This window comes from Brevibacterium sp. BRM-1, assembly GCF_026802075.1.
In the GTDB taxonomy this organism is placed as follows: Bacteria; Actinomycetota; Actinomycetes; order Actinomycetales; family Brevibacteriaceae; genus Brevibacterium; species Brevibacterium rongguiense.
The window spans coordinates 1,658,595-1,684,807 of the sequence record NZ_CP113788.1; the positions used below are offsets into that span (position 1 = coordinate 1,658,595).

Here is a 26,213-nt window from a genome sequence, read left to right on the forward strand (position 1 = left end):
GCCGGCCTCGCGGGCCCGGCCCGCCGGGCTCACTCGCCGAACCGGCTGAGGAACTGCTCCGGATCGAGCGGGGGCCGATTGGACTGCGCGAGCTTCTTCTTGAAGTAGTCGTCCACCGAGCCCACATAGAGCCAGCCCAGCAGCTGCTCGTCCGCGGCGAGGCCGTGGGCGGCGCGCACGGGCTCGGCGTCGGTGGCGAGCCCCGAGCGCCACATGACGCCCCAGCCGGCCTGCCACAGCGCGAGCTCGAGCAGGTGGGCCGCGCCGGCCGCGGTGGCCAGCTGCTCCCAGGCGGGCACCTTCGGGTGGTCGGTGAGCGTGGCGACCACCGCGATGAGGAGATCCGAGCGCAGGGGCTTGCGGTTGATCTCACCCAGCTCGCGCTGCGTGCCGGATGCTTCGTCGAGGGCCTCGCCCAGGCGCAGGCGATCGTCGCCGCGCAGGGTGATGAGGCGCCAGGGGCGCAGCGCCTTGTGGTCGGCCACGGGGGTCACGGCGGCCAGCAGCTCCTTGAGCTCCTCATCGCTGGGGGCGCCCGGGCCCACGGAGGAGATCGACCGGCGGCGGGCCATCGAGTCGAGCACCGGATCGTCGAAGTGCGCCGGAGCGCTGGCGCGCGCGCTCCCGCGGGGCCGGTCCGAGCCCTTGAGGCCCGGCCCGGCCGCCCGGCCGGCGCGGGCAGCGGCGTCTTCACTGGACGCGCCGTGTGCACCGGCGGCGGCGGGGTTCGCTGGGTTCACAGTCACGCCACCCATTCTGCCCACTGCCGGCGTGCCTTGGCGACCTTCGGGTCGATGATGAACGTGCAGTAGCCGTTGCCGGGGTTGTTGTCGTAGAACTGCTGGTGGACCGGCTCGGCGGGGAAGAACTCGCCCAGCGGCTCCAGCGTCGTGACGATGGGCCGGCTGAAGAGCTCCTGCCACTTCTCGATCTGCGCGGCGAAGTACTCCTTCTCCTGCTCATCGCGGTAGAACATCGCGGAGCGGTACTGGGTGCCCACGTCGTTGCCCTGCCGGTTGAGGCTCGTGGGGTCGTGGGTGGTGAAGAAGATGCCCAGGATCACGTCCTCCGGGATGACCTCCGGGTCGAACGTCACCTGCATGGCCTCCGCGTGCCCCGTGGTGCCCGAGCACACCGAGTAGTAGTCCGGCTGCGGCGTGTGCCCGCCGGTGTAGCCGGAGACCACGCTCTCCACGCCGCGGGTCATGCTGTAGACGGCCTCGAGGCACCAGAAGCAGCCCGCGGCCAGCGTCAGAGTCTTCATGTGGGCGGCAACCGGCGGGTCCGTGCGGATATTCCGCGTGGGCCCCCAGGGGCTCGCCGCCAGGAGGGCAGGCCCGTGCCGCCGTGGAGCCTCGCCCCCGTCCGAGCTGCCCTTGGTCGAGCTGCCCTCGGCGGGCGCCGGGTCCGCCGGCTGTGCGACGATGCCGGGGGAAGCGTCCGCGGCCACCGCGGCGCAGCAGCGGCCAAGCGCCGCACGGCGTCCGGGCCGGCCCGGCCACCGCCGCCCGGAAGCCCACGCGAGGGAGACGCGATGAGGACCTCGATTGCCACCGTATGCGTGTCCGGCACGCTCGAGGAGAAGCTCGAGGCGTGCGCCGCTGCCGGGTTCGACGGTGTGGAGCTGTTCGAGCAGGACCTGGTGGTCTGCGCCCTGAGCCCGGCCCAGGTGCGCGAGCGCGCGGAGCGGCTGGGCCTGCGCCTGGACCTCTACCAGCCCTTCCCTGACCTCGAGGGAGTGGGCGAGACCGCGTTCGAGGCGAACCTGGACCGCCTCGAGGCGAAGCTCGCGCTCATGGACGAGCTCGGAATCGACACGCTGCTCGTGTGCTCGAACGCGGGCGAGGCGCCGGTGGCCGACGATGCCGTCATCGCCTCCCAGCTGCGCCGGGCGGGCGACCTGGCCGCCGCGCACGGCAAGCGCATCGCCTACGAGGCACTGGCCTGGGGCACCCACGTGAACACGTACCGGCACAGCTGGGAGCTCGTGCGGGCCGCGGACCATCCCGCTGTAGGCGTGTGCCTCGATTCGTTCCACATCCTCTCCCGCGGCGACGACCCGTCCGGCATCGAGGACATTCCGGGCGAGCGGATCTTCTTCGTCCAGCTGGCCGACGGGCGGCCGCAGGGCATGGAGGTCCTGGCCTGGTCGCGCCACCACCGCGTGTTCCCCGGTGAGGGCGCCTTCGACCTCGTCGACTTCACGGTGCGCCTGCTGCGCACCGGCTACCGCGGGCCGCTCTCCCTCGAGGTCTTCAACGATGCCTTCCGCCAGGCCGACCCCCGGATCACCGCGGTCGATGCCGCCCGCTCGCTGCGCTGGCTCCAGCAGCGCGCCCGCGCTGACGTGCGGCTCGACCCCGAGCTGCGCGCGCTGCTGAGCGGGCTCGAGGCGATCGAGCCCGTCGAGGCGCTCGACCACGTCGAGCTCGTCACCGACCGGCCCGATGCGCTGGCGGCGGTGCTCGCCGGCCTCGGGTTCGCGCTCGTGGGGCGCCACCCCCGCTCCTCGCAGCTGCTGTTCCGCGGCCCCGGTGAGTCAGCCGGCGCCGGGGCCCGAACGGCGACCGAGGCCGGGTCCGGGTCCGGGACCGCGGCCGAGCCCGGGGTACCCGCTGAGACCCGACCCTCTAAGACCCCACCCGGTGAGACCCCGCCCGGTGAGGCACGCATCGTGGTCTCGCCGCGCGCGGACGGCGGCACGCGCATCGCCTCGGTGGCGGTGGTCGTCGCTGATGCGGAGCGCGCCCAGCGCCGGGCCCGGGAACTGGGCGCCGCCCCCACCCCGCGCGCCAACGGCGGCACGGGCGGTCTGCCCGGCGTGTGGGCGGGCTCGCGACGCCTGGCCTTCGTCGACCCGGGTCTGGCGGGCTGGACCCGCGGGTTCGGCGCGGCGGAGGACTCAGCGGCACGCCTGGGGTGCGGCCCCAGCGCGAGGGCGGGATTCGACCACGTGGGGTTTGCGGAATCCCGGGATGCGTTCGAGGCCACGGCGCTGCTGCTCGAATCCGCGCTGCGGCTCGAACGCGCGGCGCCCCAGGATGTGGCCACCCTCCGCGGGCTCGTGACCGCGCAGGCGCTCGAGTCACCCCGGCGCGGCACGCGGTGGGTGCTCGACCTGCTCCCGCCCGCCCTCGGGTCCGCCGCATTCCCCGACCGCCTCGCCCTGCGCGTACCCGACGCGCTGGCCGCGGCGCGCGCCGCACGCGACGCGGGCGTCGAACCGCTGGCCATCCCGGCCAACTACTACGCGGACCTCGCCGCCCGCTTCGGCCTCTCCGAGGCGGTCCTGGGCCGCTGGCGGGAACTCGGCATCCTCTACGACCGCGACGCCGGGGGCGAGCTCCTGCACTTCTGCACGCCCACGGTGGGCGGGCTGGCCTTCGACGTGCTCGAGCGGGTCGGGGACTATGCCGGCTGGGGCGGCGCCGATGCCGCGGTCCGCCTGGCCGCCCAGTGGGCGGGCGAGCGCGACGGCGCCTGCCCGGGTGCTCAGAACGGGTAGTCCGCGATCTCCGGCCGGACGGTGAGCCACTGGACCTCGGTGAAGGTCTCGAGGTTGTTGTGCATGCCCCCGATCCGCGTGCCGTTGCCCGAGTCCTTCGTGCCCCCGAACGGTGCCGCGGACTCGTCCGAGACCGTCTGCTCGTTGATGTGGACCTTGCCGGAGTCCAGCCGGTCGGCGGCCTTCATCGCCTCGCCCACGGGTCCCAGGATGCCGATCGAGAGTCCGTACTCGCAGGCGTTGGCGAGGTCCACGGCCTCGTCGAGCGTCGCGTACGACATCACCGGTGCCACGGGGCCGAAGATCTCCTCCTTCCAGGCGCGGGTGTCCGGGGTGAGGTCGGTGAGCACGGTGGGCTCGAACAGCAGGCCGCTGCGCGAGCCCCCGGCGGCCACGCACGCCCCGGAGTCGACCGCATCGTCGACGAGCTCCTGAGCGTGGGCCGCCTGCTGCTCGTCGATGAGGGGTCCGAGCGCCACCGGCTCGGTGTGCGGGTCGCCCACCGGCAGGTTCTTCGCCTTGTCCGCCAGCGCCTCGACGTAGTCGTCGAAGAGCGATTCGTGGACCAGGTGGCGCCCCGTCGTCATGCAGATCTGGCCCTGGTGCATGAAGGAGCCGAACGCGGCCGCGGAGACCGCCCTGTCGAGGTCCGCACCCGGCAGCACGATGAGCGCGTTGTTGCCGCCCAACTCCAGGTGGGCGGGCTTGAGAAGGCGGCCGGCCGCCTCGCCGATCCTCCGGCCGGCGGCGGTGGACCCGGTGAACGCGATGAGGCCCACCTCCGGGGCGTCCACCACCGCGGCTCCCACCTCGGCACCGCCCGGCAGCGTCTGGAGCAGGCCCGCGGGCAGTCCCGCCTCCTCGAAGACGCGCTGCAGCACGACGCCGCCGGAGACGGCGGTGCGCGGGTCCGGTTTGAGCAGCACCGCGTTGCCGCAGGCCAGCGCGGGGGCCACGGCGCGAATGGAGAGGATGAGGGGGAAGTTGAACGGCGCGATGACGGAGACCACGCCCACCGGGCGCCGGCGGGCGAATGACCAGCGCGCCTCGTCGCTGGGCAGCACCTCCCCCTGCCCCAGGTGCGGCAGGCCCGAGGCATCGAAGCACTCGCTGGCCGCCGTGTGCGTCTCGAGCTGTGCCTTGGGCTCGATGGCCCCCGATTCGCGCACGATCCAGCGCTGGATCTCCTCCGCGTGCTCCTCGAAGAGCAGGCCGGCCCGGCGCAGGACGGCGGCCCTCGCCTCCGGCGGCGCGGCCGCCCATTCGCGCTGGGCGACCGCGGCGCGGCGGGCCGCGGCGTAGGCGTCGTCGGCGGTGGCGAGGCCCACGTGGCCGAGCACGTGGCCGGTGGCGGGTTCGACGACATCGAGCACACCGCCGCCCCCTGTCTGCCAGCCGTCCGCGGCGATCTTGTTCTCCCAGGTGGCGGGATCGAGCAGTGCCATGGTGTCTCCTCCGTAGGGGTGGGGCTGCGTTCGGTTCGGATGGTGCGCGATGTGCTGTGCGCGGCGCGCAGTGCGCTGTGCGCGGCGGGTGGGGCTCTGCGGCAGCCGCGCGTCCGCGGGGCCGGCGGAGCCTGCGGGCCCGAGCGGGGCCGTGCGGGTCGGTGCGGCTAGGGCGATACCTTCGCCACGATGACCACCGGGCCGCCCGCCTCGAGCGCCCGGCCGTAGGCCTCGCGCAGGGCTTCGCGCGTGGTGACGACCTCCGCGGGCACGCCGTACCCGCGCGCGATCGCCGCGAGGTCGAGGCCGGGCAGGTCGAGCCCCGGCGCCCGTTCGGCGCGCAGCGCGCGAGCGAAGCCGCGCAGCGCACCGTAGGAGGCGTTGTCCACGATGACGAAGACGGTGCGGGTGGCCCGCTGTGCCGCGGTGTAGAGCGCCGTGATGGCGTAGTGTGCGCTGCCGTCGCCGATGATCCCCACGACGGTGTCGTCCGGGCGCGCGAGCGCCGCTCCCACAGCGGCGGCCATGCCGAAGCCCAGGCCGCCGGAGGCCGGGAACATGTACTGCCCCGCCCGGGTGACGAGGAGCCGGTCCGGGGCGAGCACGTCGAGCGTCGTCGCCTCGTTGACGTAGGCGATGTCCGCCCGCGCCCGCTCGTTGAGCACGTCGATGACGGCCGCGCCGGTCAGCGGCGCGCCAGGCACCGCCGGCTCCTCCGGGTCCCGAGGCGCGGACCGGGCCGCGGACTCCGGTCCCGGTGCCGGCTGGCGCCCGGTGCTGCCGCCGGAATGGGTGCCTACGGCCGCAGCCAACTGGGCGGTCGCCTCCGCCAGGTCGCAGACGATCGCGTCGCCGTAGGGCGCGCGCACCGCCTCACCGGGGTCGACGGTGAGCTGGAGGACGTCCGTGCCCGGTTCGAGGTAGGCGGCGGGCTCCCAGCGGTGGTAGCGCATGACGGGCGCGCCGATGACGAGCACGCCGTCGTGGTCGGCCAGTCGTGCGCGCACGGACTCGATGCCCGGCGGCAGCACTCCGCGGTAGTGCGGGTGGTCTGTGGGGAAGGGCAGCCGCGGCGCGGAGGGCGCCGTCCACACCGGGGCGCCCAGCGCCTCGGCAAGGGCCTGCGTGCGCTCCCGCGCGGCGGGGGTGTCCGCATCCGGGCCCAGCACGAGGACGGGCCGGGACCACCCGGCGAGGCGCTCGGCCAGCTCCGCGGCCAGCTCGGGGCCCAGCGCCCCAGCGCTGCGGACCCGCCGCCGCGGCAGCAGCGAATCCGAGGCGAGTGCCGGCTGCGACCAGTCGTCGTAGGGGATCGAGAGGTAGACCGGCCCAGCGGGCGCGGTGGCGGCGGCGAGCGCGGCCTGGGCGATGGCGCGCGGCACGTCCTGCGCGCTGAGCGGCTCGGCGGCCTCTTTCGTCAGCGGCCGGGTGAGCAGGGCCGCGTCCGCGTTGGCCAGCATCGCCTCCTGGCCCACCGTCGCGCGGACCTGCTGGCCCGCGATGACGACGAGCGGTGAGTGGGCGTAGTGCGCATTCGTCAGCGCGCCCATCGCGTTTCCAGTGCCGGAGGCGGCGTGCAGGTTGACGAGGACGGGCCGCCCACTGGCCTGCGCATACCCGTCGGCCATGCCGAGCACCACCGCCTCCTGCAGGCCCAGCACGTAGTCGAAGTCCTCCGGCAGCGCGGCCAGGAACGGCAGCTCGTTCGAACCGGGGTTGCCGAAGATCGTGGTGAGCCCGTGCGCGCGCAGCACCTCGACGGCCGATTCGAGGACCGTGCGGTCCGCCAGTGCCGCAGCGGGCAGGGCCGCGGGGCGCACCGGCCCCGCGGCGGCTGCCGCGCCGTCGAAACCCGCGGCTGCCGCGCCGTCGGGTCCTGCGGCCTCCCGACCCGGGGTCAGCGGATCGCGTTCGCTCACGGCTGCCCGGCCCGCGCCTCGGGCCCCGCACCCTCCGGCTGCGCGGACGCGTGAGCTGGCGCCTCGCCCCGGGCCTGCGCCTCGACCTCCGCGTGCAGCACCGCGGCGGTGTTGGCCCGCGGCTTGGGGATGAAGAGGACGGCGATGAAGCCCAGCACGGCGACGAGGGCGAAGAAGTAGAACCCGAACGGGTAGCCCAGGCCGGCGTTGACGAGCGAGCCGGTCACCCACGGGCCCACAATGGCGCCCAGCCGGCCCACGCCGGAGGTGAAGCCCATGCCGGTCGCGATCATGTCGCGGGGGTAGAGGTAGCCCACGAACCCGTAGACGAGCACCTGCGCGGAGAAGACGAAGACGCCGGTGACGAGGATGACGGCGTTGAGGCCCAGCTCGCTGGAGATGCGGATCGACAGGAGGGCCAGGAGCACCGCCGCGGCGCCGAACCACACGAGGATCGTGCCCTTGACCCCGCGGGAGTCGGCGACCCTCCCGCCCACGAGGAGGCCGATGATGGCGCCCACGTTGAGGACGAAGAGCATGACGAGCGAGCTGGAGATGTTGTAGCCGGCCTTCTCCATGAGCTTCGGCAGCCACGTGTTGAGGCCGTAGACGAGCAGCAGGCCCATGAAGGCTCCCGTCCACAGGCCCACGGTGATGCGGGCGCGGCCGTCCGTGAACAGGTCGCGCAGGCGGTAGGCCGGGGTGTGCGCCGCCGCGGCGCCGGCCCGTGCCGCTGCCGGGTGCGTCTCCGGCAGCTTCCAGGCCATGAACGGCAGCGAGAGGAGCCCGAGGGCGCCGCCCGCGTAGAAGAGCAGGTGCCAGTCCGTGTGCACGGCCAGCGCCCCGAGCGAGGCGAGCACGGCGCCGGCGTGATAGCCGGTCATCGTGACGGTGGAGGCATGGGCGCGGCGGCCCTGCGGCGCGGACTCCTGCATGATCGACACGGCCACGGGCATGCAGCCGCCCAGGCCCAGGCCCGCGACGAAGCGCACGAGGCCCATGAGCTCCCAGTTGGGCATGAGCGGGAAGATGAGCGTGAAGACGGAGAAGAGCGCCACGCAGGCCAGCAGCGGCAGGCGCCGGCCGAAGCGGTCGGCGATGGGCCCGATGAGCGCCGCGCCCACGCCCACACCGACGAGCGAGACGGTGGACACGAAGGTCATGTTGGCCACGGTGAGGTCCATGTGGCCGAGCTCGGGATGGGTGAGAATTGGGATCGTGGCGCCCAGCGCCACGATGTCGAAGCCTTCGAACATGACCGTCAGCCAGCACAGGGCGACGATCCAGGCGCGCGCGGCGCCGGTCTGAACGGGTGTCGTCATTGACGTGTTCTCCTCAGGCGGGCGACGCTGCCCGCCGGTTCGGGTGGTGCACGGGTGATGCGAGGGGCGCCGAGGCGGGTTCGGGGTGGCGAGCGCGGCCGCGGTTAGCGCCCCATCCTCCGTGATGCCGGTCACCCCGGGCAATGGATTATCGCTCAGTGAGAATGCGCGCGCAGCCGCCGGCGCGTTCGGCCGTGCGCCCTAGAGACTCGCCCCGGGCGGCAGGTCGAAGCCCAGCGGCTGCGCCGCGCGCTGAGCGGTCGGCTGCGGCCACAGGCGCGCCACGTGCTCGTGGGTGGCCAGCGAGCGCAGCTGGGCGCGGTCCAGGCAGAGGACGCCGTCCAGGTGATCCGTCTCGTGCGCCGCGATCCGCGCGGCCCAGCCGTGCACTTCGCGGTCGGTGGCCCGGCCCGTCGCGTCCTGCGCGCGCAGCATCAGCCGGCGCGGGCGCTCCACGACGGCCTGGTAGCCCGGCACGGACAGGCAGCCCTCGTAGAAGGCGGCTGTCTCGTGCCCCACGGCCTCGTAGCGCGGGTTGATGAGCACCTCGAATGCAGTGGGGGTGCGCTCGCGCGCCCGGGCGACGTCGTCGCGCACCTGCGCCGCGTCCTCGAGGACGGCCAGGCGCAGACCGATGCCCACCTGCGGGGCGGCGAGGCCCACCCCGGGGGCCGCGCGCATCGTGGCGCGCATGGCGGCGATGAGGCGCGCGAGGTCGTCGTCGTCGACCTGCCCGTCGAACTCAACCGCGGGGGTGCGCAGGACGGGGTCGCCGGCCTCGACGATGGGCGCCGTGCCATCGCCTGCCTCGGCGGCGGCCAATGCGGCCTCGACCTGTGCGCGCACCGAGCGCGCAGACCGCGCACTCGGACCCGCGCCACGGCCCGGGCCCGTGCCGCCGTCCGCACCATCCGCGCCGCGCGCGCCCGCCGCGCTCACGCGCCGTCGGCCGGGATGCGCTCGACGATCCGGCGGGCCTGCTTGAGCAGCGGCTCGTCGATCATCGCGCCCTCGTACTGGAAGGCCCCGGCGGCGCCCTGCGAGGCGGCGATCGCCCCGCGCGCCCACGCGGCCTGCTCGGCGGTGGGGGCGAACGCCTCGCGGACCACCGGCACGTGGGAGGGGTGGATGGAGACCTTGCCGTCGAAGCCGGACTCCACGGCGTCCACCGCTTCCGCGCGCAGGCCGTCGAGGTCCTTGATGGCCGCCCAGATCGAGTCGAGCACGAACACGCCGTGCGCCTTGCCGGCCAGCAGGGCCATCGAGCGCACGTGGGTGGCGACGGCGCGGTAGGCACCGTCCGGGCCCCGCGAGGAGCCGCCGCCCAGGTCCGCGATGAGGTCCTCGGCGCCCCACATGAGGCCCACGACGCTGTCCTGCGCGGCGACTTCCGCCGCGCCCAGCGCGCCCTTCGCCGTCTCGATGAGCGCGATGACGGAGAACCCGTCGAGTGCCCGGGGCCCGGCGGCGGACTCCGCCTTGGGCAGCATGACGTGGGTGTAGGGCAGCGCCCGCAGCGCCGCGAGATCGGCCGCGAAGTGCTCGGAGTCCGCTGCATTGACGCGCACGACCGTCCGGTCGGGGTCGAGCGGGGTCTCGGAGGCGGCGTTGTCGGCCAGCGCCCGGCGCGCTGCCTCCTTGTCAGCGGGCGCCACGGCGTCCTCGAGGTCGACGATGACGATATCGGCGCGCTCGGCGGCCTTGGCGTAGCGATCGGGCCGGTCACCGGGGACGAACAGCCAGGCGGGGCGGAACTCAAAGGTCATCGCGGCACTCCTTCGGGCGTGGGATTCGGCGCACGGCGCACCGAAGGCGCAGCACCGCGGTGCTGCGCCTTCGACGATAGCGCGAGTCGGCCGGGCACGGGCCGGCCGCCCGCCTCACAGGTGGACGGTCATCCAGCCGAGCACCGGCGTGGTCTGGAGGAACACGAGGAGGCAGAGGATGAGCAACAGGCCCACGGACCAGCCGACCACAGTGCGGAGGATCTGCGACTCCTGGCCGGGCATCTCCGCGGCCGTCGCGGCGATCGCCAGGTTCTGCGGGCTGATGAGCTTGCCCACCACGCCGCCGGAGGTGTTCGCGGCCACCATGAGCGCCGGGTCGACGTGGACGTTGCCGGCCGCGGTCTGCTGCAGCTTGGCGAACAGCGCGTTGGCCGAGGTGTCGGACCCGGTGACCGCCGTGCCGATCCAGCCGAGGATCGGCGAGAGGAACGGGTAGAGGACGCCCGTGCCGGCCAGCCACACGCCGATCGAGACGGTCTGGCCGGACTGGTTCATGACGTAGGCCAGGGAGAGCACGAGGATGACGGTCAGGCCCGCCCAGCGCATCCGGTAGACGGTCTTGGGGAACTCCGCGAGTCCTGCGCCGAACGTCACCGGGAAGCGGCCGCCGGAGGAGTTGAGGGCGTAGACGGCCGCGACGATGATCGCGGAGATCGCCAGCAGCGAACCGGGCGAGGACAGCCACTGGATCGAGTAGCTCGTCGACGACACGGGCTTGCCGGCCGAGTCGACGAGGACCTGCGAGAGCACGGGCCAGGCCACCTTGATGTCCGTGGAGGCCAGCGCGGCGGCGACCGGCTTGATGACCTTGGCGATGGTGAAGACGACGATGACGAGCAGGTAGGGCAGCAGGGCCAGGAAGATGCGCTGGCCGCCCAGGCGCTCGGCCGGCGGGGGCTCCGGCGCGTCCAGGCGCACCCGGGCCTCCTCCGCACCGCGCGGCTTCCACACGGCCATGAACGCCATGGCGGCGAGCAGGCCCACGAGCGAGGCGACGATGTCGGTGAGCTCGTAGGAGAAGAAGTTCGAGGCGAGGAACTGGGCGATCGCGAAGCCGAAGCCCACGACGAGGGCCAGCGGCCAGAGGTCCTTGACCGCCCGGCGGCCGTCGACGAGGAACAGCAGGATGAGCGGCACGACGCACGCGAGGATGGGCGCCTGGCGGCCCACGAGGGCGCCGATGAGGGCCGGGTCGATCTCGGTGAGCTTGCCTGCGGTGGTGATGGGCGTCGCCACCGCGCCGTAGGCGACGGGCGCGGTGTTGGCGACGAGGACGACGGCGGCCGCGCGCAGCGGCTTGACGCCCAGCGCCATGACCATGGTGGCGGTGATGGCGACGGGCGCGCCGAAGCCGGCGAGCGCCTCGAGCAGCCCGCCGAAGCAGAACGCGATGAGCATCGCCTGGACGCGCAGGTCGCCGTGGCCCACGACGTTGAAGATGGAGCGCAGGTCCTGGAAGCGCCCGGACACGACCGTGACCTGGTAGAGCCAGATCGCCATGACGACGATCCAGAGCACGGGGTGGATGCCGAACGCGCCGCCCTCGATCGCGGACATGAGCGCGTAGCCCACCGGCATGTGGAAGGCGATGACGGCGATGATGAGCGCGACGACGAGCGCGCACAGCCCGGCCGTGTGGGCCTTGAGGCGGACGACGGCCAGCAGGATGAAGAACGTCACCAGCGGGATGAGGCCGACGAGCGCGGAGAGGGCAACGCTGCCGCCCACCGCATCGACGGCTGGAGTGAAGGTGGGCACGGCGGGCTCCTAGAGAGGACGGTCGCTGCGGGGCGATCACGGAATGGGGGCGGTGCGCGGTCTCGGCGCCACCGGCGGTCGGCGGGCAAGGGCGCCAGCGCGCTTGCCGCGGCCTGCGGTCGGCCGGGTGATGGCAGTCACGCTACCGCCCCGAGCGGGCCGGCAGCACTGCTCGGGTCAGGCGAAACGCCAGTCGTAATGAAGTCGAAACCGCAGTTTCGAGCGCTTCGAAAGCCGGTTTCCGCGGTTCGCGGCCAGGTGCCTTGCGCTTTGAGCGGGCGCGGTCAGTTCGCTGGCTCGGCCTGGCTCGCGGCCTCGCGCTCGGCATGGTCCGAGGTGAAGACCATGGTCTGGCGCACCGCCTTCGCGACCACGTCGCCGTGCTGATTGCGCCCGATGTGCTCGAGCGTGACGATTCCCTGCCCGGGTCGCGACTTCGACTCGCGCTTGTCGAGGATGGTCGTCTCCGCGTAGAGCGTGTCGCCGTGGAAGAGCGGCTTGGGGAAGGCGACCTCGGAGAAGCCCAGGTTGCCCACGATCGTGCCCTGCGTCAGCTGGCTGACGGACAGGCCGATGAGGGTGGCCAGCGTGAACATCGAGTTCACGAGGCGCTGGCCAAACGGCTCTCCCGCAGCGAACGCGGCGTCGAGGTGGAGGGCCTGCGTATTCATGGTCACCGCCGTGAACCACGTGTTGTCCGCCTCCGTGATCGTCCGGCCGGGGGCGTGCCGGTAGACGGTGCCCACCTCCATCTCGTCGAGCCACAGCCCGCGCTGCTCGATCACCTTGCCCGTGGCCTGCTCGCCGGCGCCGTCCTGGCTTCGCGACATGTGCTGCTCCTTTGCATGGATGTCCGCTGTAGGTGGGTCTCCGCTGTGACGGCTGACCGCTGTGGGCGGTCGCCCGCCCAGCTTGGAGGCCTGGTGGGCATCGGGTGCCCGCGGAGAGCCCGCTCGCCCCGATCGTAGCCCGTCGAGCGGGCCGCGCTCAGTCGTCGAGGAGGGCGGCGGCGAACATGGGGCGCGCGGCATCGGCGCCCGGCGGGTGGAAGATGCTCGCCGCGGCGTCGCGGTAGAGGCGGGCGAGCTCGCTGGCGTTGGAGAACGCGCGGCCCCCCGCACACTGGAGCGCGGCGTCCGCGCAGGAGCGCGCGGCCTCACCGGCGGCCAACCGGGCGGAGACAAGGCGCAGCGGCCAGCCGGCACCGTGGTCGGCCCGCTCGTCGAAGTCGCGGGTGTAGGCGTCGAGCTGCGCGGCCGCGCCCAGGTACGTCCGGTGGGCGTCGGCCAACCGGACGCGGAACTCCGGCACCTCGGCCAGCGTCACACCGCGCTTGGCGGAGCTGCGCTCCCCCAGCGCCTGCGCGGCCAGGTCGAGCGCGCGCTTGGCCACCCCCGCGTAGACGGCGCCCACGAGCAGCTGGAAGTTCGCGGTGATCGCAAACGTCAGCGGGTCCGGGTTCGGCCCGTCGGGGATGCGGCGGGAGACGCGCTCGGGGCGCATGGGCGCCTCGGTGAGCACGGTGGCGCGGCTGTGGGAGGCGCGCATGCCCAGCACGTCCCAGTCGTCGGAGGGCTCGATGCCGCCGGCATCGCGGTCGAGGAACCCGTAGACGATCATGGGGGCGCTCGGGTCCGAGTCGTCGCGGGCGTGGACGATGAGCCGGGTCCAGGCGGGGGTCAGCGAGGTGAAGATCTTCACGCCGCTCAGCAGGTAGCCGCCGTCGTCGGTCGGCACGGCCCGGGTGTTCGAGCCCTGGAGCACCCAGTCGTTGTTGGGCTCGGAGATCCCGAACGCGAAGACCTCCCCGGCCAGCGCGTCCTCGAAGACCCAGTCGAGCGAGGTGTCGCCGCGCTCGTGCAGGGCGCGCACGACGCCGGTGCACATGAGGTGCATGTTCACCGCAAGCGCCGTGGCAGGCGCGGCGGTCGCCAGCCGCTGCTGGAGCCGGGCCACCTCGTTGAGCGTGAGGCCGGGGCCGCCGAACTCCGCCGGGACGAAGACGGTGAGGTAGCCCAGCTCGCGCAGGTCGGCGAGGTCATCGGCGGCAAACGAGTTCTCCGCATCGTGGCGCGCGGCGCGGGCGCGGATGGTCCGCAGCGCCTCCTCGGGCAGGTAGCGCTCGGCGATCTCGCGGAAGCGGGTCTCGCGGTCGGTCATGGGGTGCACTCCTTCGGGTTGGGCGGGGCAGGGCTGCGGAACAGGGCTCGGGGCTGCGCCTCAGGGGCCGGGCTCCGGATCGGGGCAGCGGCCACGCGGAGGAGCCGAGCGGTCGGCTGCGCGCGCCTCATTCGAGCGCCCGCAGCACCACGGACCCGTTGTGCCCGCCGAAGCCGAACGAGTTCGACAGCACGGTGCCCACCGTCGTCTGCCGGGGCTCGGTCACGATGTCCCAGTCCGGGAAATCGGGATCGTCGAGGTTGAGTGTGGGCGGGATGAGGCCGGTGCGCAGCGAGCCGACGGCGATGATCGCCTCGACCGCACCCGAGGCGCCCAGCAGGTGGCCGGTCGCGGACTTGGGCGCGGTGAGGGGGATCGTGCGGCCGCGCTGTCCGAAGACCGCGTCGAGCGCGGCGATCTCCGCGGCATCGCCTGCGGGGGTACCGGTGCCGTGCGCGCTGATGTGGTCGACATCGGCTGGGCCGAGGCCGGCGTCGGCCAGGCAGGCGCGCATCGCCTGGGCCGCGCCGCGGCCCTGCGGATGCGGGGCCGTGGGGTGATGGGCGTCGCTGGCCGCGCCGAAGCCGGCGAGCTCGGCCAGCGGGCTGGCCCCTCGGGCCCGGGCGGCGGAGGCCGATTCGAGGAGGAGCGCCGCAGCGCCCTGGGCCATGGCGAAGCCGGTGCGCCCGGCGTCGAAGGGCCGGCTCGCGGCGTGCGGATCGTCCTCGTAGCCCGCGGCGAGCGCGCGCATGTTCGCGTTCGAGGCGAGGTTGACCGGTCCCAGGCAGTCCTCCATGCCCACCACGAGCACCGCATCCGCGTAGCCGTGGCGGATGGCGCGCAGCCCCTCTCCCAGGCCGATGGCCGACGACGCGCACGTGGCGCACACGGCCCGAGCATCGCCGTGGGCCCCGTAGCGGTGGCTGAGCAGGGCCGCCGCGGCGTCCGGGGCACCGTAGATCGCCAGGGTCAGCGGCACCCCGCGCGGGCCCGACTCGGTCAGAGCACGCTGCGCGGCCTGCATCGCGTCGACGGGGCCGGAGCCCGTGGCGGCGATGACGGAGAACCGCTGGGGGTCCCAGGGCAGAGCGCCAGCCTGGGTGTTCGCGGTTGCCGAGGCGCCCCCAGCAACCGCCTCACCGCCGGGCAGCGCTCCCGCCTGTGCGAGCGCCTCGTCCGCGGCGGCGAGCGCCCAGTGCTGCACGGGGCTGAGCCTGCGCGCCAGGCTGCGCGGCAGCACCGATGCGGCGTCGAAGCCGCGCACCTGGCCGCCGATCCGCACGGGCAGCTGAGCGAACTCGTCGCCTGCGAGGACGTCGACGGCGCTGCGCCCGGCCGCCACGGACTCCCAGAGCGCGGCAGCGCTCAGGCCCGAGGGGGTGATGGCCCCCATTCCGGTGATGACGACCCGCTCCGGTGCACCGCTCACAGCCGCTCCACTCCCCCCAGGGACTCAACCGCAGATGCCTCCGGCCGGCTGCCGCGGGCGGCACCCGCCTCGGCTGCCCCGGGCGGATCGGCCTCGTTGCCAGCGAGCGCGAGGAGCCGTGCGGCCTCCTCGCGGCGGATCTTCCCGCCCACGGTGCGCGGCAGCCGGCCCACCCGGTAGTACCGGCGCGGCGCGAACTGGGGGGCGAGGCGCGGCTCGGCCCAGGCGCGCAGCTCCGCCTTGGCGGGGACGCTGCCCACCGGGCCCTCGACGGCGTAGGCCACGAGGGTGCCCAGCGAATCGCTCGGCAGGCCGATGGCGCAGCCGGCGCCCAGACCGGGCATGCCGTCGAAGGCGCGCTCCACCTCCGGCAGGGCGACCTTGTGCCCGCCCGTCACGACGATGTCACCGGCCCGCCCGGCCAGGCTGATGCGGGGCGCCTTGGGCGCGCGGGCACCCGATTCGGCGCCGGCGGGCCCATGACCGCCGCCCACAGCCGCCGCACCCGCCTCGGCCGCGTCCACGGCGACGAGGCGCGCCTGATCGCCCACGCTCGCCCAGCCGTCGGGGCCGCGCAGCCGGGCCCGGGCGGTGCCGGTCACGTAGCCCGCGGAGCAGGCGCGGGCGCGGATGAAGAGCGTGCCCAGCTCCCCGGGCGGCAGCGGCGCGCCCTCGGAATCGCGGACCTGTGCCTCGATGCCGGTGTAGAGGCTGATGAGGGTGCCGTCTCCCCCGCGGCTGTCGCCGATGAAGCCGATCTCCGCGGCCCCGTAGTAGCTGACGATCCGCACGCCCGGCAGGGCGGCGGCCAGCCCGTCGCGCAGGGCGGCCGGCAGGTTGGCCCCGCCGGTGACGACGAGGTCGAGGCCCGCGAAGTCCTCCGGGGTGCGCCGCGCGGCGACGATGAGGGCCTGGACGAGCGCGGGCACGGCGACCACGCGGGTGATCGCCTCGCTGCGGATCCGCGCGCCCAGGCCCGCGGCGTCGAGCCCGTCGGCCAGGTGGGCGGTGCCGCCGGAGGCCAGGCACTCGACGAGCGCATAGAGCGTGAGGCTGTAGGAGACCGGGCCCGGGGCGAGGGTGTGCACGCCGGGCAGCGGTTCCAGGTAGGCGCTGGAGACCGCGAAGTTCTCCCGGTACTGGTAGCGGGTCTTGATGAACGCCTTGGGGTTGTCCGTCGTGCCCGAGGAGAAGAGCATGAGGAACGGCTCGGGACCCTCGCGCCGGGTGGGGGCCGGTGCCGGCGCCGAGGCGCGGCCCAGCTCCGCGAACCGCGCGCCGGTGACGATCGCGCCGGTCCAGCCGCGCTCGCGTAGGACGGCGGCCAGCGCGGCGCTGTCGCTCACGACCACCGCGATGCCGGTTGCGGCGATGACGCCCACCTGGTGTTCGAGCGGCCAGCGCGGGTCGATGGTCGCGGAGACTACCGGATAGCCTGCCAGGCCCGCGAAGATGCGGGCGGCGTCGAAGGCGCTGTCCAGGCTCGTGGCGACGATGGGCAGGCCCTGCGCCTCGGGGGCGGAGGCGGGTGCGGGCTGGGTCTGCGCTTCCAGGTCTGCCAGCAGCGCGCGGACCGTGCCCATCGTGTGCCGGGAGTCCGCGACGAGCTCGCCGTAGGAAATGGTCCGCGCGGTGCCGCCGGGGCCGGGCGCGACGATTGCGGGCTGGTCGGGATGCTCGTGGGCGAGGTCGAGGATCCTGCCGGCGATCGGCACGGGCGCTCCCTTCGGTTCGCGGCTGCTGCCGGCGCGCTGGGCTGGGCGCGGGCCCTGGGGCCCGCACGCGGTCGCTCAGGTGCGCCTCACTGAGAGTCTACGGGGCGGGCCGTCGCGAAGGGCCGGCGCCGGCGCTCCTGCAACGCGCCTTCGGGGCGCACGGCCGAGGCAGTGCATTCGCGGCTGCGCATCCGCGGTGTGCGTCGGATCAGCGGCGCGCGTCCGGGGCGGCGGTTGCGCACCGGGTCGGTGATTGCATGCGGCACGACGGCTGCGCGTGCCCGCGCCCGGGGCCTCACGCCCGCCGCTCGCGCAGCGTGAGCAGCACTCCCGCCCCCGCGACGAGCGCGCCGGCGAAGCCCCAGAAGTTCACGGGCTCCGAGGACCGGTCCGCGATCGCCCCGAAGACCGGGGTAAAGAGCCCGCCCACCGTCATCGACATGCCGAGGGTGGCTCCACTGGCGGTGGCCAGGTGGCGCGGCAGGTAGGTGTGCGACAGCGTCGTGTGCAGGGAGAACGGCATGAACAGGCAGAAGCCCAGGGCTCCCGCCACGACGACGGCCAGGGGGAACGTGGGCATGACGAGGAAGAGCAGTGTGAGTGCGGCGCTGCTCAGATAGCCCACCGGCAGCACCCGCAGGCGGCCGAACCGGTCGGCAAGGAAGCCACCGCAGAATGTGCCGAGTGCCCCGGCGGCCGAATAGACGCCCAGCAGCAGGGTCCCCGCGTTGTCGTCCACGCCGTAGACCTCGATGGCCCGCAGTGCGATGAACGACCGCGTGCCGATGTAGGAGAGCGACCACAGCGAGATGGCACACAGGAGCACCGCGAACGGGCGCCAGAGGTCGACGGGCAGCCCGATGGCCGTGCTCCCACCGGTCGGCCCCGGCGCCGGTGCAGGTCCCGGCGCGGGTTCAGGCTCCGGCTCCGGCTCCGGCTCCGGCTCAAGCGTCGCGCGCAGCGGTGCGGATCCCTCTCCGGCTCCCGGGTCCGCCGGCTCCGGCTCGCCGGCGGGCGCGGTCGCACCGGGCCCCGCACCCCAGGCGCCACTCGGGCGGGCGGTGGCACTCGCCTCGGCGGCGCGGGAGCGACGCTCGACGCGCAGGTAGAGCAGGGCGATGGCGAACGTGGGCAGGAGCAGGAGCGGGGTGGCGCGCAGCCCCAGGAGGCCCACGGTCAGGCCCACCCCGACGGGGGCGATCGCCATGCCCAGGTTGCCGCCGGTGGCGAACGTGCTCATCGCACGGTTGGGGCTGCCACCGGTGAGCTTCGCGGCCACGGAGGCCGGCGGATGGAAGGCGGCGGCGCCCAGCCCGGCGATCGCGATGAGCGCCCACGTCACCCAGTAGTTCCCGGCCGTCCATCCGGTCAGCGCCACGCCCAGCGCGGCGACGAGCATGCCGACGAGCGTGAACCAGCGCAGGCCGAAGCGGTCGCTCAGCCACCCGAACACCGGCTGGGAGACGGCCGACAGCGCGGTCGAGGCCGTCGTGAGCCCGGCCGCCGCGGCGTAGGTGTAGTGCTGCTCGGAGACGAAGTACGGCAGCATCGCGGCAACCGCCCCGGCCTGGAAGTCGTTCATCGTGTGCGTCGACACGATCGTCCAGTACCTCCCGGGCTGGCGCGCGGTGCTGCGCAGGCGCGGCCTGCGCGGTTCCCTCGCCATCGAATCCCTCCTGGCCTGCCACGATACGGCGATCCGGGCCACCGTGGGCGCAGGTCCGGACTCTGGGGTCGGGCCGGCAGGGCGCGCGTCAGGGCCTCGGGCGTGCGGTGGATCGGCCGTCCTTCCACCCGGGCCGGGGCCGCGATAGCGTCGGGGTGGGCGGGCCCACACCCTCCACGCGCCGCGGACCGCCCACCCCACGCCCCGAGAGGACTCCCCATGCCGTTCACCGCCCCACCGGACTTCACGACGCGCCCCACGCTGCGCGGTGACTTCGGGATGACTGCGTCCACGCACTGGCTGGCGACGGCCAGCGGCCAGGCCGTGCTGGAGCGCGGTGGCAACGCGTTCGACGCGGCCGTGGCCTCGGCCTTCGTCCTGCACGTCGTCGAACCCCACCTCAATGGGCCGGGTGGGGACATGACGGGGATCTTCGCCACCGCCTCGGCGCCGGCTCCCACCGTCCTCATGGGCCAGGGCGCCGCGCCGGCAGGCGCCACGATCGCCCACTACGCGGGGCTCGGCCTGGCCGAGGTGCCCGGCGCGGGCGCCCTGGCGGCGGCCGTGCCCGCGGCGGTCGACGCGTGGCTGCTCCTGCTGGCCGAGCACGGCACGTGGGAGCTGGGTGACGTGCTCGCCTACGCCATCCACTACGCCCAGGAGGGCCACCCCATCGTGGCCAATGTGGCAGCGACGATCGAGCGCGTGCGCGCGCTCTTCGCCGAGCACTGGCCCACCTCGGCCGAGCAGTGGATGCCCGGCGGACGGGTCCCGGAGGCCGGTGAGGTCGTGGGAAACCCCGCCTACGCGCAGGTGCTGCGCGAGCTCGTCGCCACAGGGGAAGGCCTGCCCACCCGCGCCGAGCGCATTGCAGCCGCGCGCACCGAGTGGCGCACCGGCCGCGTCGCCCAGGAGATCGCCGAGTTCGTGCGCGAACCGCACATGCACGCCGACGGCGGTGAGTATGCCGGCGTTGTGGGCCGTGAGGACCTCGCCGGTGAGCAGGCCCGGTTCGAGGCCCCGGTGAGCATCGAGTTCCGCGGGTACGAGATCGCGAAGATCGGGCCGTGGGGGCAGGGGCCTGTGCTGCTGCAGGCCCTGCGGATCCTCGACGGCTTCGACGACGAGCACCTGGATCCCTCCACCGAGCTGGGCGCGCACACGGTCCTCGAGGCGCTCACGCTGGCGCTGGCCGACCGCGAGGCCCACTACGGCGATGCCCACGGCCGCGATCCGCAGCTGCTGGACTGGCTGCTGTCGGAGGAGTATGCGGCCACCCGCCGCGAGCTGATCGGCGAGAAGGCGAGCGCGGCATTCCGCCCCGGGACGCGTCCTCGCGGGAAGGCGGGACCGAGCGCCGGTGCGGGCAGTGCTGGCGGGGATTCCGCCGCAGAGGCGCCCGGCGGGTTCGCGCCTCCGCTGCTCACCCGCGCGCAGTGGGAGGCAGGCGGCGCGGCGTCCGGCGCCCACCTGGGCGTCGGCGAGCCCACCCGCCAGCGCGGGGACGGGGCCGATGAGACCTCGGCCGATGGGACCCATCGCGGTGACACGTGCCATCTGGACGTCGTGGACCGGTGGGGCAACATGATCGCCGCGACGCCGTCCGGCGGGTGGCTGCAGTCCTCCCCCACCATTCCCGGCCTGGGTTTCTGCCTGGGCACCCGGCTGCAGATGACGTGGTTGGACGCGGACTCGCCGTCCGCTCTGGAGCCGGGCACACGGCCGCGCACCACGCTCTCGCCCACCCTCGTCTCCAAGGGCGGCGTGCCCATCATGGCGCTGGGCACGCCCGGCGGTGACCAGCAGGACCAGTGGCAGCTGCTGCTCGTGCTGCGGCTGCTGGTGGGCGGGTACGAGCCGCAGGAGGCGATCGATGCGCCGGCGCTGCACACCACGGCCATGCCGTCGTCGTTCTATCCGCGGGTCTGGGAGCCGGCCGGCGCGGTGGTCGAGGACCGGTTGGGCGAGGAGGTCATCGCGGGTCTGCGGGCGCGCGGGCACGCGGTAACGCAGGTGGGCGACTGGGACCTGGGCCGGCTCTCCGTCGTCACGCGGGACCCGGAGACCGGGCAGCTGAGCGCGGCGGCGAATCCGCGCGGCGCACAGGGGTACGCCGCGGGGAGGTAGCGGGAGGCGCGGGCCGCGGTCAGGAGCGAGCGCCCTGAACGCGCCGGCGGGCGTGCGCACCACAGGGTGCGGGCCGCGGGCGAGGCTCAGCGCCTACGGAGATTGGTGCTTCGGTTGACCGAAAATGGACTAATATTCGAGGCGTATCGCTCCCCCCTCCCACACCGTGAAAGCAGTCATCATGCGCGCACGCCTCAGCATCCCCGCCGCCCTCGCGGCACTCGCCGTCGCCGGCACGGCTTTCACCGGGTTCTCCGCCCCCGCGAGTGCAGCCCCGAGAGCCTCGGCCCAGACCAGCGCAACGGCTCGCACCGTGTCCGCGCCGCCTGCCGTGCGCGCGAACTACGGGTGCGCGTACAGCGCCAGTGCCCAGAGCACGGTCACCTTCACGCGCGTGAGCGCCGAGTCCTCGCGAGCATCACGCGTCAAGGCAAAGCCGGCCCACAAGCGCATCTCGCGCAGCCAGCTGGCGCGGCATGGGATGAAGATCCGACTCACGGGCCTGAAGAAGAGAGCCCGGGTGGACGCCGCCTCGGACAGGGCACGGTCGTGCGACGCGAACCTCAGCTCGAGCACCGTTCGTGCGTCCGCTTCCGGCAAGGCCACCGTCAAGCTCAAGTACTGGGGTCACAGCTATGACCGCCGAGGCCGCAACCTGAGCAAGGGAACGTACATCGTCGTCGTCAGCCAGAACGGCGGTACTCAGAAGGCGGCACGCGGAACGTTCCGCGTGTACTGAGTGCCTGCGGCTCGGTTCGAGCTGCTGCCCGCGGCATCCACGTCGGGAGCGCCGGGCCGAAGACGCGCACGCGTGACGGATCCGCCACCACCAAGGTGCACCGCCAGGGACGCCGCGTTCACGCGCGCATCCGCGGCCTACAACCGGCGCAGTTCGCCGCGCTTGGCCCTACTTGCAGAGGCAGAACGGGTGGCCGGCGGGATCGGCGTAGACGACGAAGCCCCCATCGGGATCGTCGAGCTGCTCGTCGAGGATCCGGCCGCCCAGTTCCAGGACCTCCTTCTGCGCCGCATCCACATCGTCGACGTAGAGGTCGAGGTGGATCTGCTGCGGGCGGCCGTTGGGCCACTCCGGGGGCTCGTGGTCCGGGGCGAGCTGGATGGCGATTGCCCAGGTGTCGTCGATGGCGATCTCCCGCCAGTCCACATCCCGGTGGGTGATGGGCTTGCCCGTCAGGTCGGACCAGAAGGCCGCGATGCCTTCGAGGTCGGCGGCGTCCAGCACGACCTTCTGCTTGGTGATCTTCATGTCCCGAGCGTAGTGGCGCGCCCGCCCCGGCACCAGGGGTGCTCTGACCCGTCCTGCGGTGCGCGGTGAGCGCGAGTGCACCGCACTACGAGGGCGAGTGCGGCCCCAGCCCCGCGACTACAGTGGGCCCCATGGCGGAGACACCCGAAATCGAATGCTGGCTGACGGACATGGACGGCGTGCTCGTGCGCGAAAACGAGGCGCTGCCGGGTGCCGCGGAGCTTTTGGAGCAGTGGAACAGGGACGAGACGCCCTACCTCGTCCTGACGAACAACTCGATCTACACCGCCCGCGATCTTGCCGCCCGCCTGCGCCGGTCGGGACTCAACGTGCCCGAGGACCGGATCTGGACCTCGGCGCTGGCGACCGCCCAGTTCCTCGCCGACCAGGTGGACGGTGGGTCCGCCTACGTCGTGGGCGAGGTGGGGCTCACCACCGCGATGCACGAGGCGGGGTTCATCATGACCGAGGCCTCCCCCGATTTCGTCGTCGTGGGCGAGACGCACAACTACTCGTTCGAGGCGATCACGAAGGCCATCCGCCTCATCCGGGGCGGGGCCCGCTTCATCGCGACGAACCCCGATGCCACGGGCCCCAGCCCCGAGGGCGTGCTGCCCGCAACCGGGGCCATCACGGCCCTCATCACGAAGGCCACTGGCCGCGAGCCCTACGTCGTCGGCAAGCCGAACCCCATGATGTTCCGCTCGGCGCTCAACCGAATCGGCGCGCACTCGAAGACCACCGCGATGATCGGCGACCGGATGGACACGGACATCGTCGCGGGCATGGAGGGCGGGCTCTACACGATCCTCGTGCTCTCGGGCATCAGCGAGCGCGAGGACGTGCTCGCCTACCCGTTCCGCCCGAACCGCATCATCGACGGCGTGAGCGAGCTGCTCGACCACAGCGCCTCCGGCGATGGGAAGAAGCAGGCCGGCGGCAACGGAGACGGCGGCGGGGACGAGGGCGGCAAGGCAGTCAACAGCAAGGACAAGGACCAGGGCGAAGACACGGAAGACGCGAAGTCCCGCTGAGGCGGCTCAGACCGGCCTGTGCCCGGCGCTCACATGAGCGCCGATGACAGGCGGCAGACGGACTCCATGTACTTGCGGGTCCACGGCCGGCGCCGCCACTGCTCGAGGTCGAGCAGGCTGCTCTTCGCGTCGTAGGAGTCGATGACCTGCTCGATCTGGTCGAGCATGTTCCCGCGCGCGGAGAGCAGGCTGATCTCGTAATTCAGCCCGAACGAGCGCATGTCCATGTTCGCCGAGCCCATCACCGCATAGGTGCCGTCGATCGTGAAGCACTTGGTGTGCAGCAGCTCCGGCTTGGGGTACTCGTGGATGATGACGCCGGCCTCGAGCAGCGCCTCGTAGTACGACTCCTGCGCCCGCCCGACGACGTACTGGTCCGACGAGCAGAGGTAGAGGTCGAACCGGACGCCCCGGTAGCAGGCGGTGGTGATCGCATCGAGGAACGACTCCGAGGGCACGAAGTAGGGGCTGACCATGCGCACGTGCTTCGTCGCCATGCCGATGAGCGAGGTGTACAGGCGCAGGTTGGGCGCCGTGTGGAACCCGGGGCCGGAGGGCACGAGCTGGAACGCGTTGGTCTTGCCGCCCAGTGGGGGCGCGGGCTCGTCGGGCATCCGGTAGACGAGGTAGTCCAGCTCCTCGCCGGACTCCGTGTACCAGTCGGTTTCGAAGACCGCCTCGAGCTCCATGACGATCTGGCCCGTCAGCTCGACGGTCACGTCGTGCCAGCGGCGGCCCACCTCGTCGTTCTTCTTCGACTCGTAGTCCGGGGTGATCATGTTCTGCGAGCCCATCACGCCGTACTTCCCGTCCACGACGAGCAGCTTGCGGTGGTTGCGCAGATCCGGGCGGCGGATCTTGCCCTTGAGCGGGAGGAAGGGGAGCATGAGGTGCCATTCGATGCCGGCCTCGCTCAGCCGCCGGCCCAGGTGCTTGAAACCGGGGTACTTCCGGGAGCCCAGGTGATCCATCATGACGCGGACCCTGACCCCGCGGCGCACGGCCGCGGCGCACGCCTCGAAGAAGGCGTTCGTCGTCTCATCCCAGGCCATGATGTAGATCTCGCAGTGGACGTAGCGCTGCGCGCCCTCGACGAGGCGGACCATGCGCGCAAGCGATTCGGCGTCGGACATGAGGACGCCCTCGTTGTCCCCGTCGACCATGGGCAGGTACGTCAGGCGCCGATCGAGCCCGATGACCGAGGCGAGCGCCGCGCTGGGCTCGAGCGCCGCCGGGTAGTCCGGCACCTGCTTCGTGCCCTTGGCCAGGAGCTTGTTGGCCTCGCGCTGGATGCGCTCGCGCGGACAATCGATGTACGGGCTGCCCAGGATGAGGAAGAGCGGCACGCCCACGATCGGCAGGAACAGGATGAGCATGAGCCAGCCGGCCGCGGAGCCCGGCTTCCGGTTGTCCGGCACCACGCCCACCGCGATGATCTTGACGATGTACTCGAAGACGATCCAGGAGGTCGTCAGCACCGCAGGCCAGGTCATGTCCGCGCCCACCTCTCCACTACCGGGGCGCGGCCACGGCCGGCTGGGCGCGCCTCGGCGGCGGCTCACATGAGCGCGGAGGTGAGGCGGCAGACCGAGTCCACGTACCGCCGGCCCAGGGAGCGCTGCTCCCATTCGGCCCGCGTGAGCTCGGTGCTCTTGGCCGCGTAGGTGTCGATGACCTCGGTGAGGGCGGGCACGATGTCGCCGTCCATCGCGAAGAGCGAGATCTCGTAGTTGAGGCCGAACGAGCGCATGTCCATGTTCGATGACCCCATGACGCCGTAGGTGTCGTCGATCGTGAAGCACTTCGTGTGGAGCACGGCGGGCTTGGGGTAGCGCAGGATGTGGACGCCGGCGTCCAGCAGCATCTCGTAGTACGAGGACTGCGCGTGGTCGACGAGGAATTGGTCCGCCTGCTCGCCCACGTAGAGCTCGACGCGGACGTCCCGGTGGGCTGCGGTGATGACGGCGGCGAGCATGGACTCATCGGGCACGAAGTACGGGCTGACGATGCGCACCCGGTGCTGCGCCGCGTTGACCATGGCGGTGAAGAACCGCAGGTTGGGCTCGGTCTTGAACCCGGGGCCGGAGGGCACGAGCTGGAGCGCGTTCTCCGCCCCGCCCAGCTCCGGGTCCTCGTCCTCGGGCATCCTGTACTCCTGGATGCCGATCTCCTCGTTGGCCTCGGAGTACCAGTCGGTGGCGAAGACCGCCTCGAGCTCCGTGACGATCTGCCCCGTGAGCTCTACCGTGATGTCGTTCCAGTGGCGGCCGATCCGGATGTTCTTCTTCGCCAGGTACGTCGAGTCGATCATGTTCTGCGAGCCCATGACCGCCCGCCGGCCGTCGACGACGACGAGCTTGCGGTGGTTGCGCAGGTCCACGCGGCGCATGCGGCCCTTGAGCGGCTGGAACGGGAGCATGAGGTGCCAGTCGATGCCGGCCTCGGTGAGCTTCCTGCCCAGGCGCTTGAAGCCGGGGTACTTGCGCGAGCCCAGGTGGTCGAACATGAGGCGGACCGTGACCCCGCGGGCCGCCGCGTCGACCAGCGCGCGGAAGAAGACATCCGTCGTGCCGTCCCAGGCGCAGATGTAGATCTCCGCGTGCACGTACTCCTCGGCGTCGTTGACGATGTCGGCCATGCGCTGAATGCTGTCCTCGTAGTTCATCGTCACGCCGTGGTTGAGGCCATCGACCATGGGCAGGAACGTGAGGTTGCGATTGAGGCGGATGAGCGAGCCGATGTGCTCCGGCGGGTCGAGCGTCTTCGGCCAGTCCGGCACGTCGTCGGTGCCGTTCTTGAGCATCTCGTTCGCCTCCGCCTGGATGCGGCAGCGCCGGTTGTTCACGTAGGGGCTGCCGAAGATGAGGAACGCGGGGATGCCGACGACCGGCAGGAAGAGGATGAGCATGAGCCAGCCGGTCGACGAACCGGGCCGGCGGTTCTCCGGGACGATGCCGATCGCGGCGATCTTGATCGCGTAGTCCACGACGATGATGACGATCGCCACCCACGTGGGCAGCGTGTCGATGAGGAGTTGCATGAGTGCGGCTTCCTTGCTCGGTGATGCGGGCGCAGCGAG

At 72.9% G+C, this 26,213-nt stretch carries 20 protein-coding genes; 4 read left to right on the plus strand and 16 right to left on the minus strand.

Annotation, left to right across the window (positions count from 1 at the left end):
• Positions 1–29: 29 nt before the first annotated feature.
• Both BRM1_RS07330 and msrA read right to left on the minus strand, forming a co-directional pair.
• Positions 30–746 carry a nitroreductase family protein gene (locus tag BRM1_RS07330; RefSeq protein WP_326956597.1) on the minus strand — a complete coding sequence of 239 codons (717 nt, stop codon included), beginning with the start codon at positions 744–746 and terminating at the stop codon, positions 30–32.
• Positions 743–1,264 (minus strand): peptide-methionine (S)-S-oxide reductase MsrA, encoded by a 522-nt coding sequence (msrA, locus tag BRM1_RS07335; protein ID WP_160953587.1) that lies wholly within the window; start codon positions 1,262–1,264, stop codon positions 743–745. Before msrA ends, BRM1_RS07330 begins: the two co-directional genes overlap by 4 nt.
• 270 nt (positions 1,265–1,534) lie before the next feature.
• On the opposite strand from msrA, the gene BRM1_RS13970 reads away from it, so the two are divergent.
• The gene (locus BRM1_RS13970) at positions 1,535–3,505 is read left to right on the plus strand and encodes a sugar phosphate isomerase/epimerase and 4-hydroxyphenylpyruvate domain-containing protein (protein ID WP_326956600.1); all 1,971 of its coding nucleotides are present in this window, start codon (positions 1,535–1,537) and stop codon (positions 3,503–3,505) included.
• Here the strand turns inward: BRM1_RS13970 and BRM1_RS07345 are convergent.
• From BRM1_RS07345 to BRM1_RS07395, 11 genes are all read right to left on the minus strand, one after another.
• On the minus strand, positions 3,493–4,950 hold the full coding sequence (locus BRM1_RS07345) for a benzaldehyde dehydrogenase (RefSeq protein WP_268524869.1): 1,458 nt from the start codon (positions 4,948–4,950) through the stop codon (positions 3,493–3,495). The two genes, BRM1_RS13970 and BRM1_RS07345, sit on opposite strands and share 13 nt — an antisense overlap.
• Before the next feature lie 167 nt (positions 4,951–5,117).
• Positions 5,118–6,869: a benzoylformate decarboxylase gene (gene mdlC, locus BRM1_RS07350; protein WP_268524871.1), complete on the minus strand. Its 1,752-nt coding sequence runs from the start codon at positions 6,867–6,869 to the stop codon at positions 5,118–5,120.
• On the minus strand, positions 6,866–8,191 hold the full coding sequence (locus BRM1_RS07355) for an MFS transporter (RefSeq protein ID WP_268524873.1): 1,326 nt from the start codon (positions 8,189–8,191) through the stop codon (positions 6,866–6,868). The genes mdlC and BRM1_RS07355 overlap by 4 nt, the downstream gene beginning before the upstream one ends.
• Positions 8,192–8,392: 201 nt before the next feature.
• A complete protein-coding gene (locus tag BRM1_RS07360; RefSeq protein ID WP_268524874.1) occupies positions 8,393–9,037 on the minus strand; it encodes a peptide deformylase in 645 nt (214 codons plus the stop codon).
• Between the two features lie 89 nt (positions 9,038–9,126).
• Positions 9,127–9,957, minus strand: a complete 831-nt coding sequence (locus BRM1_RS07365; RefSeq protein WP_268524875.1) for an HpcH/HpaI aldolase/citrate lyase family protein — start codon at positions 9,955–9,957, stop codon at positions 9,127–9,129.
• A gap of 114 nt (positions 9,958–10,071) precedes the next feature.
• Positions 10,072–11,736, minus strand: a complete 1,665-nt coding sequence (locus tag BRM1_RS07370; RefSeq protein ID WP_160953583.1) for an L-lactate permease — start codon at positions 11,734–11,736, stop codon at positions 10,072–10,074.
• Positions 11,737–12,020: 284 nt separating this feature from the next.
• A complete protein-coding gene (locus BRM1_RS07375; RefSeq protein WP_268524878.1) occupies positions 12,021–12,566 on the minus strand; it encodes a MaoC family dehydratase in 546 nt (181 codons plus the stop codon).
• A gap of 157 nt (positions 12,567–12,723) precedes the next feature.
• Positions 12,724–13,896 (minus strand): acyl-CoA dehydrogenase family protein, encoded by a 1,173-nt coding sequence (locus BRM1_RS07380; RefSeq protein ID WP_268524880.1) that lies wholly within the window; start codon positions 13,894–13,896, stop codon positions 12,724–12,726.
• Between the two features lie 127 nt (positions 13,897–14,023).
• Positions 14,024–15,289 (minus strand): beta-ketoacyl-[acyl-carrier-protein] synthase family protein, encoded by a 1,266-nt coding sequence (locus BRM1_RS07385; RefSeq protein WP_202410978.1) that lies wholly within the window; start codon positions 15,287–15,289, stop codon positions 14,024–14,026.
• A gap of 32 nt (positions 15,290–15,321) precedes the next feature.
• On the minus strand, positions 15,322–17,040 hold the full coding sequence (locus BRM1_RS07390; RefSeq protein WP_268524883.1) for a class I adenylate-forming enzyme family protein: 1,719 nt from the start codon (positions 17,038–17,040) through the stop codon (positions 15,322–15,324).
• A 295-nt stretch (positions 17,041–17,335) separates the two neighbouring features.
• The gene (locus tag BRM1_RS07395) at positions 17,336–18,706 is read right to left on the minus strand and encodes an MFS transporter (protein WP_268524885.1); all 1,371 of its coding nucleotides are present in this window, start codon (positions 18,704–18,706) and stop codon (positions 17,336–17,338) included.
• A 219-nt stretch (positions 18,707–18,925) separates the two neighbouring features.
• Between BRM1_RS07395 and BRM1_RS07400 the strand changes: the two genes are divergently transcribed.
• Together BRM1_RS07400 and BRM1_RS07405 are read left to right on the plus strand one after the other, a co-directional pair.
• Positions 18,926–20,833, plus strand: a complete 1,908-nt coding sequence (locus BRM1_RS07400; RefSeq protein WP_268524886.1) for a gamma-glutamyltransferase family protein — start codon at positions 18,926–18,928, stop codon at positions 20,831–20,833.
• Between the two features lie 181 nt (positions 20,834–21,014).
• Complete coding sequence (locus BRM1_RS07405) at positions 21,015–21,572, plus strand: hypothetical protein (protein WP_268524887.1); 558 nt, start codon at positions 21,015–21,017, stop codon at positions 21,570–21,572.
• 168 nt (positions 21,573–21,740) lie between these two features.
• Here the strand turns inward: BRM1_RS07405 and BRM1_RS07410 are convergent, their stop codons facing one another.
• Positions 21,741–22,100: a VOC family protein gene (locus tag BRM1_RS07410; protein ID WP_268524889.1), complete on the minus strand. Its 360-nt coding sequence runs from the start codon at positions 22,098–22,100 to the stop codon at positions 21,741–21,743.
• Between the two features lie 131 nt (positions 22,101–22,231).
• Between BRM1_RS07410 and BRM1_RS07415 the strand changes: the two genes are divergently transcribed.
• Positions 22,232–23,134, plus strand: coding sequence for an HAD-IIA family hydrolase (locus BRM1_RS07415; RefSeq protein ID WP_268524891.1), 903 nt, complete (start codon positions 22,232–22,234; stop codon positions 23,132–23,134).
• 29 nt (positions 23,135–23,163) lie between these two features.
• Here the strand turns inward: BRM1_RS07415 and BRM1_RS07420 are convergent, their stop codons facing one another.
• Entirely contained in the window at positions 23,164–24,627 is a 1,464-nt protein-coding gene (locus tag BRM1_RS07420) for a phospholipase D-like domain-containing protein (RefSeq protein WP_268524893.1), read from the minus strand.
• Positions 24,628–24,692: 65 nt separating this feature from the next.
• Positions 24,693–26,174, minus strand: a complete 1,482-nt coding sequence (gene cls, locus BRM1_RS07425) for a cardiolipin synthase (RefSeq protein ID WP_268524895.1) — start codon at positions 26,172–26,174, stop codon at positions 24,693–24,695.
• Positions 26,175–26,213: the final 39 nt, after the last annotated feature.

Coding starts and splice junctions, on each gene's coding strand:
- BRM1_RS07400 (WP_268524886.1), top strand. CDS start 18,926: ATGCCGTTCACCGCCCCACCGGACTTCACGACGCGCCCCACGCTGCGC.
- BRM1_RS07365 (WP_268524875.1), bottom strand. CDS start 9,957: ATGACCTTTGAGTTCCGCCCCGCCTGGCTGTTCGTCCCCGGTGACCGG.
- BRM1_RS07385 (WP_202410978.1), bottom strand. CDS start 15,289: ATGGGGGCCATCACCCCCTCGGGCCTGAGCGCTGCCGCGCTCTGGGAG.
- BRM1_RS07405 (WP_268524887.1), top strand. CDS start 21,015: ATGCGCGCACGCCTCAGCATCCCCGCCGCCCTCGCGGCACTCGCCGTC.
- BRM1_RS07415 (WP_268524891.1), top strand. CDS start 22,232: ATGGCGGAGACACCCGAAATCGAATGCTGGCTGACGGACATGGACGGC.
- BRM1_RS13970 (WP_326956600.1), top strand. CDS start 1,535: ATGAGGACCTCGATTGCCACCGTATGCGTGTCCGGCACGCTCGAGGAG.
- BRM1_RS07420 (WP_268524893.1), bottom strand. CDS start 24,627: ATGACCTGGCCTGCGGTGCTGACGACCTCCTGGATCGTCTTCGAGTAC.
- BRM1_RS07395 (WP_268524885.1), bottom strand. CDS start 18,706: ATGGCGAGGGAACCGCGCAGGCCGCGCCTGCGCAGCACCGCGCGCCAG.
- BRM1_RS07355 (WP_268524873.1), bottom strand. CDS start 8,191: ATGACGACACCCGTTCAGACCGGCGCCGCGCGCGCCTGGATCGTCGCC.
- BRM1_RS07345 (WP_268524869.1), bottom strand. CDS start 4,950: ATGGCACTGCTCGATCCCGCCACCTGGGAGAACAAGATCGCCGCGGAC.
- BRM1_RS07380 (WP_268524880.1), bottom strand. CDS start 13,896: ATGACCGACCGCGAGACCCGCTTCCGCGAGATCGCCGAGCGCTACCTG.
- BRM1_RS07375 (WP_268524878.1), bottom strand. CDS start 12,566: ATGTCGCGAAGCCAGGACGGCGCCGGCGAGCAGGCCACGGGCAAGGTG.
- msrA (WP_160953587.1), bottom strand. CDS start 1,264: ATGAAGACTCTGACGCTGGCCGCGGGCTGCTTCTGGTGCCTCGAGGCC.
- BRM1_RS07410 (WP_268524889.1), bottom strand. CDS start 22,100: ATGAAGATCACCAAGCAGAAGGTCGTGCTGGACGCCGCCGACCTCGAA.
- cls (WP_268524895.1), bottom strand. CDS start 26,174: ATGCAACTCCTCATCGACACGCTGCCCACGTGGGTGGCGATCGTCATC.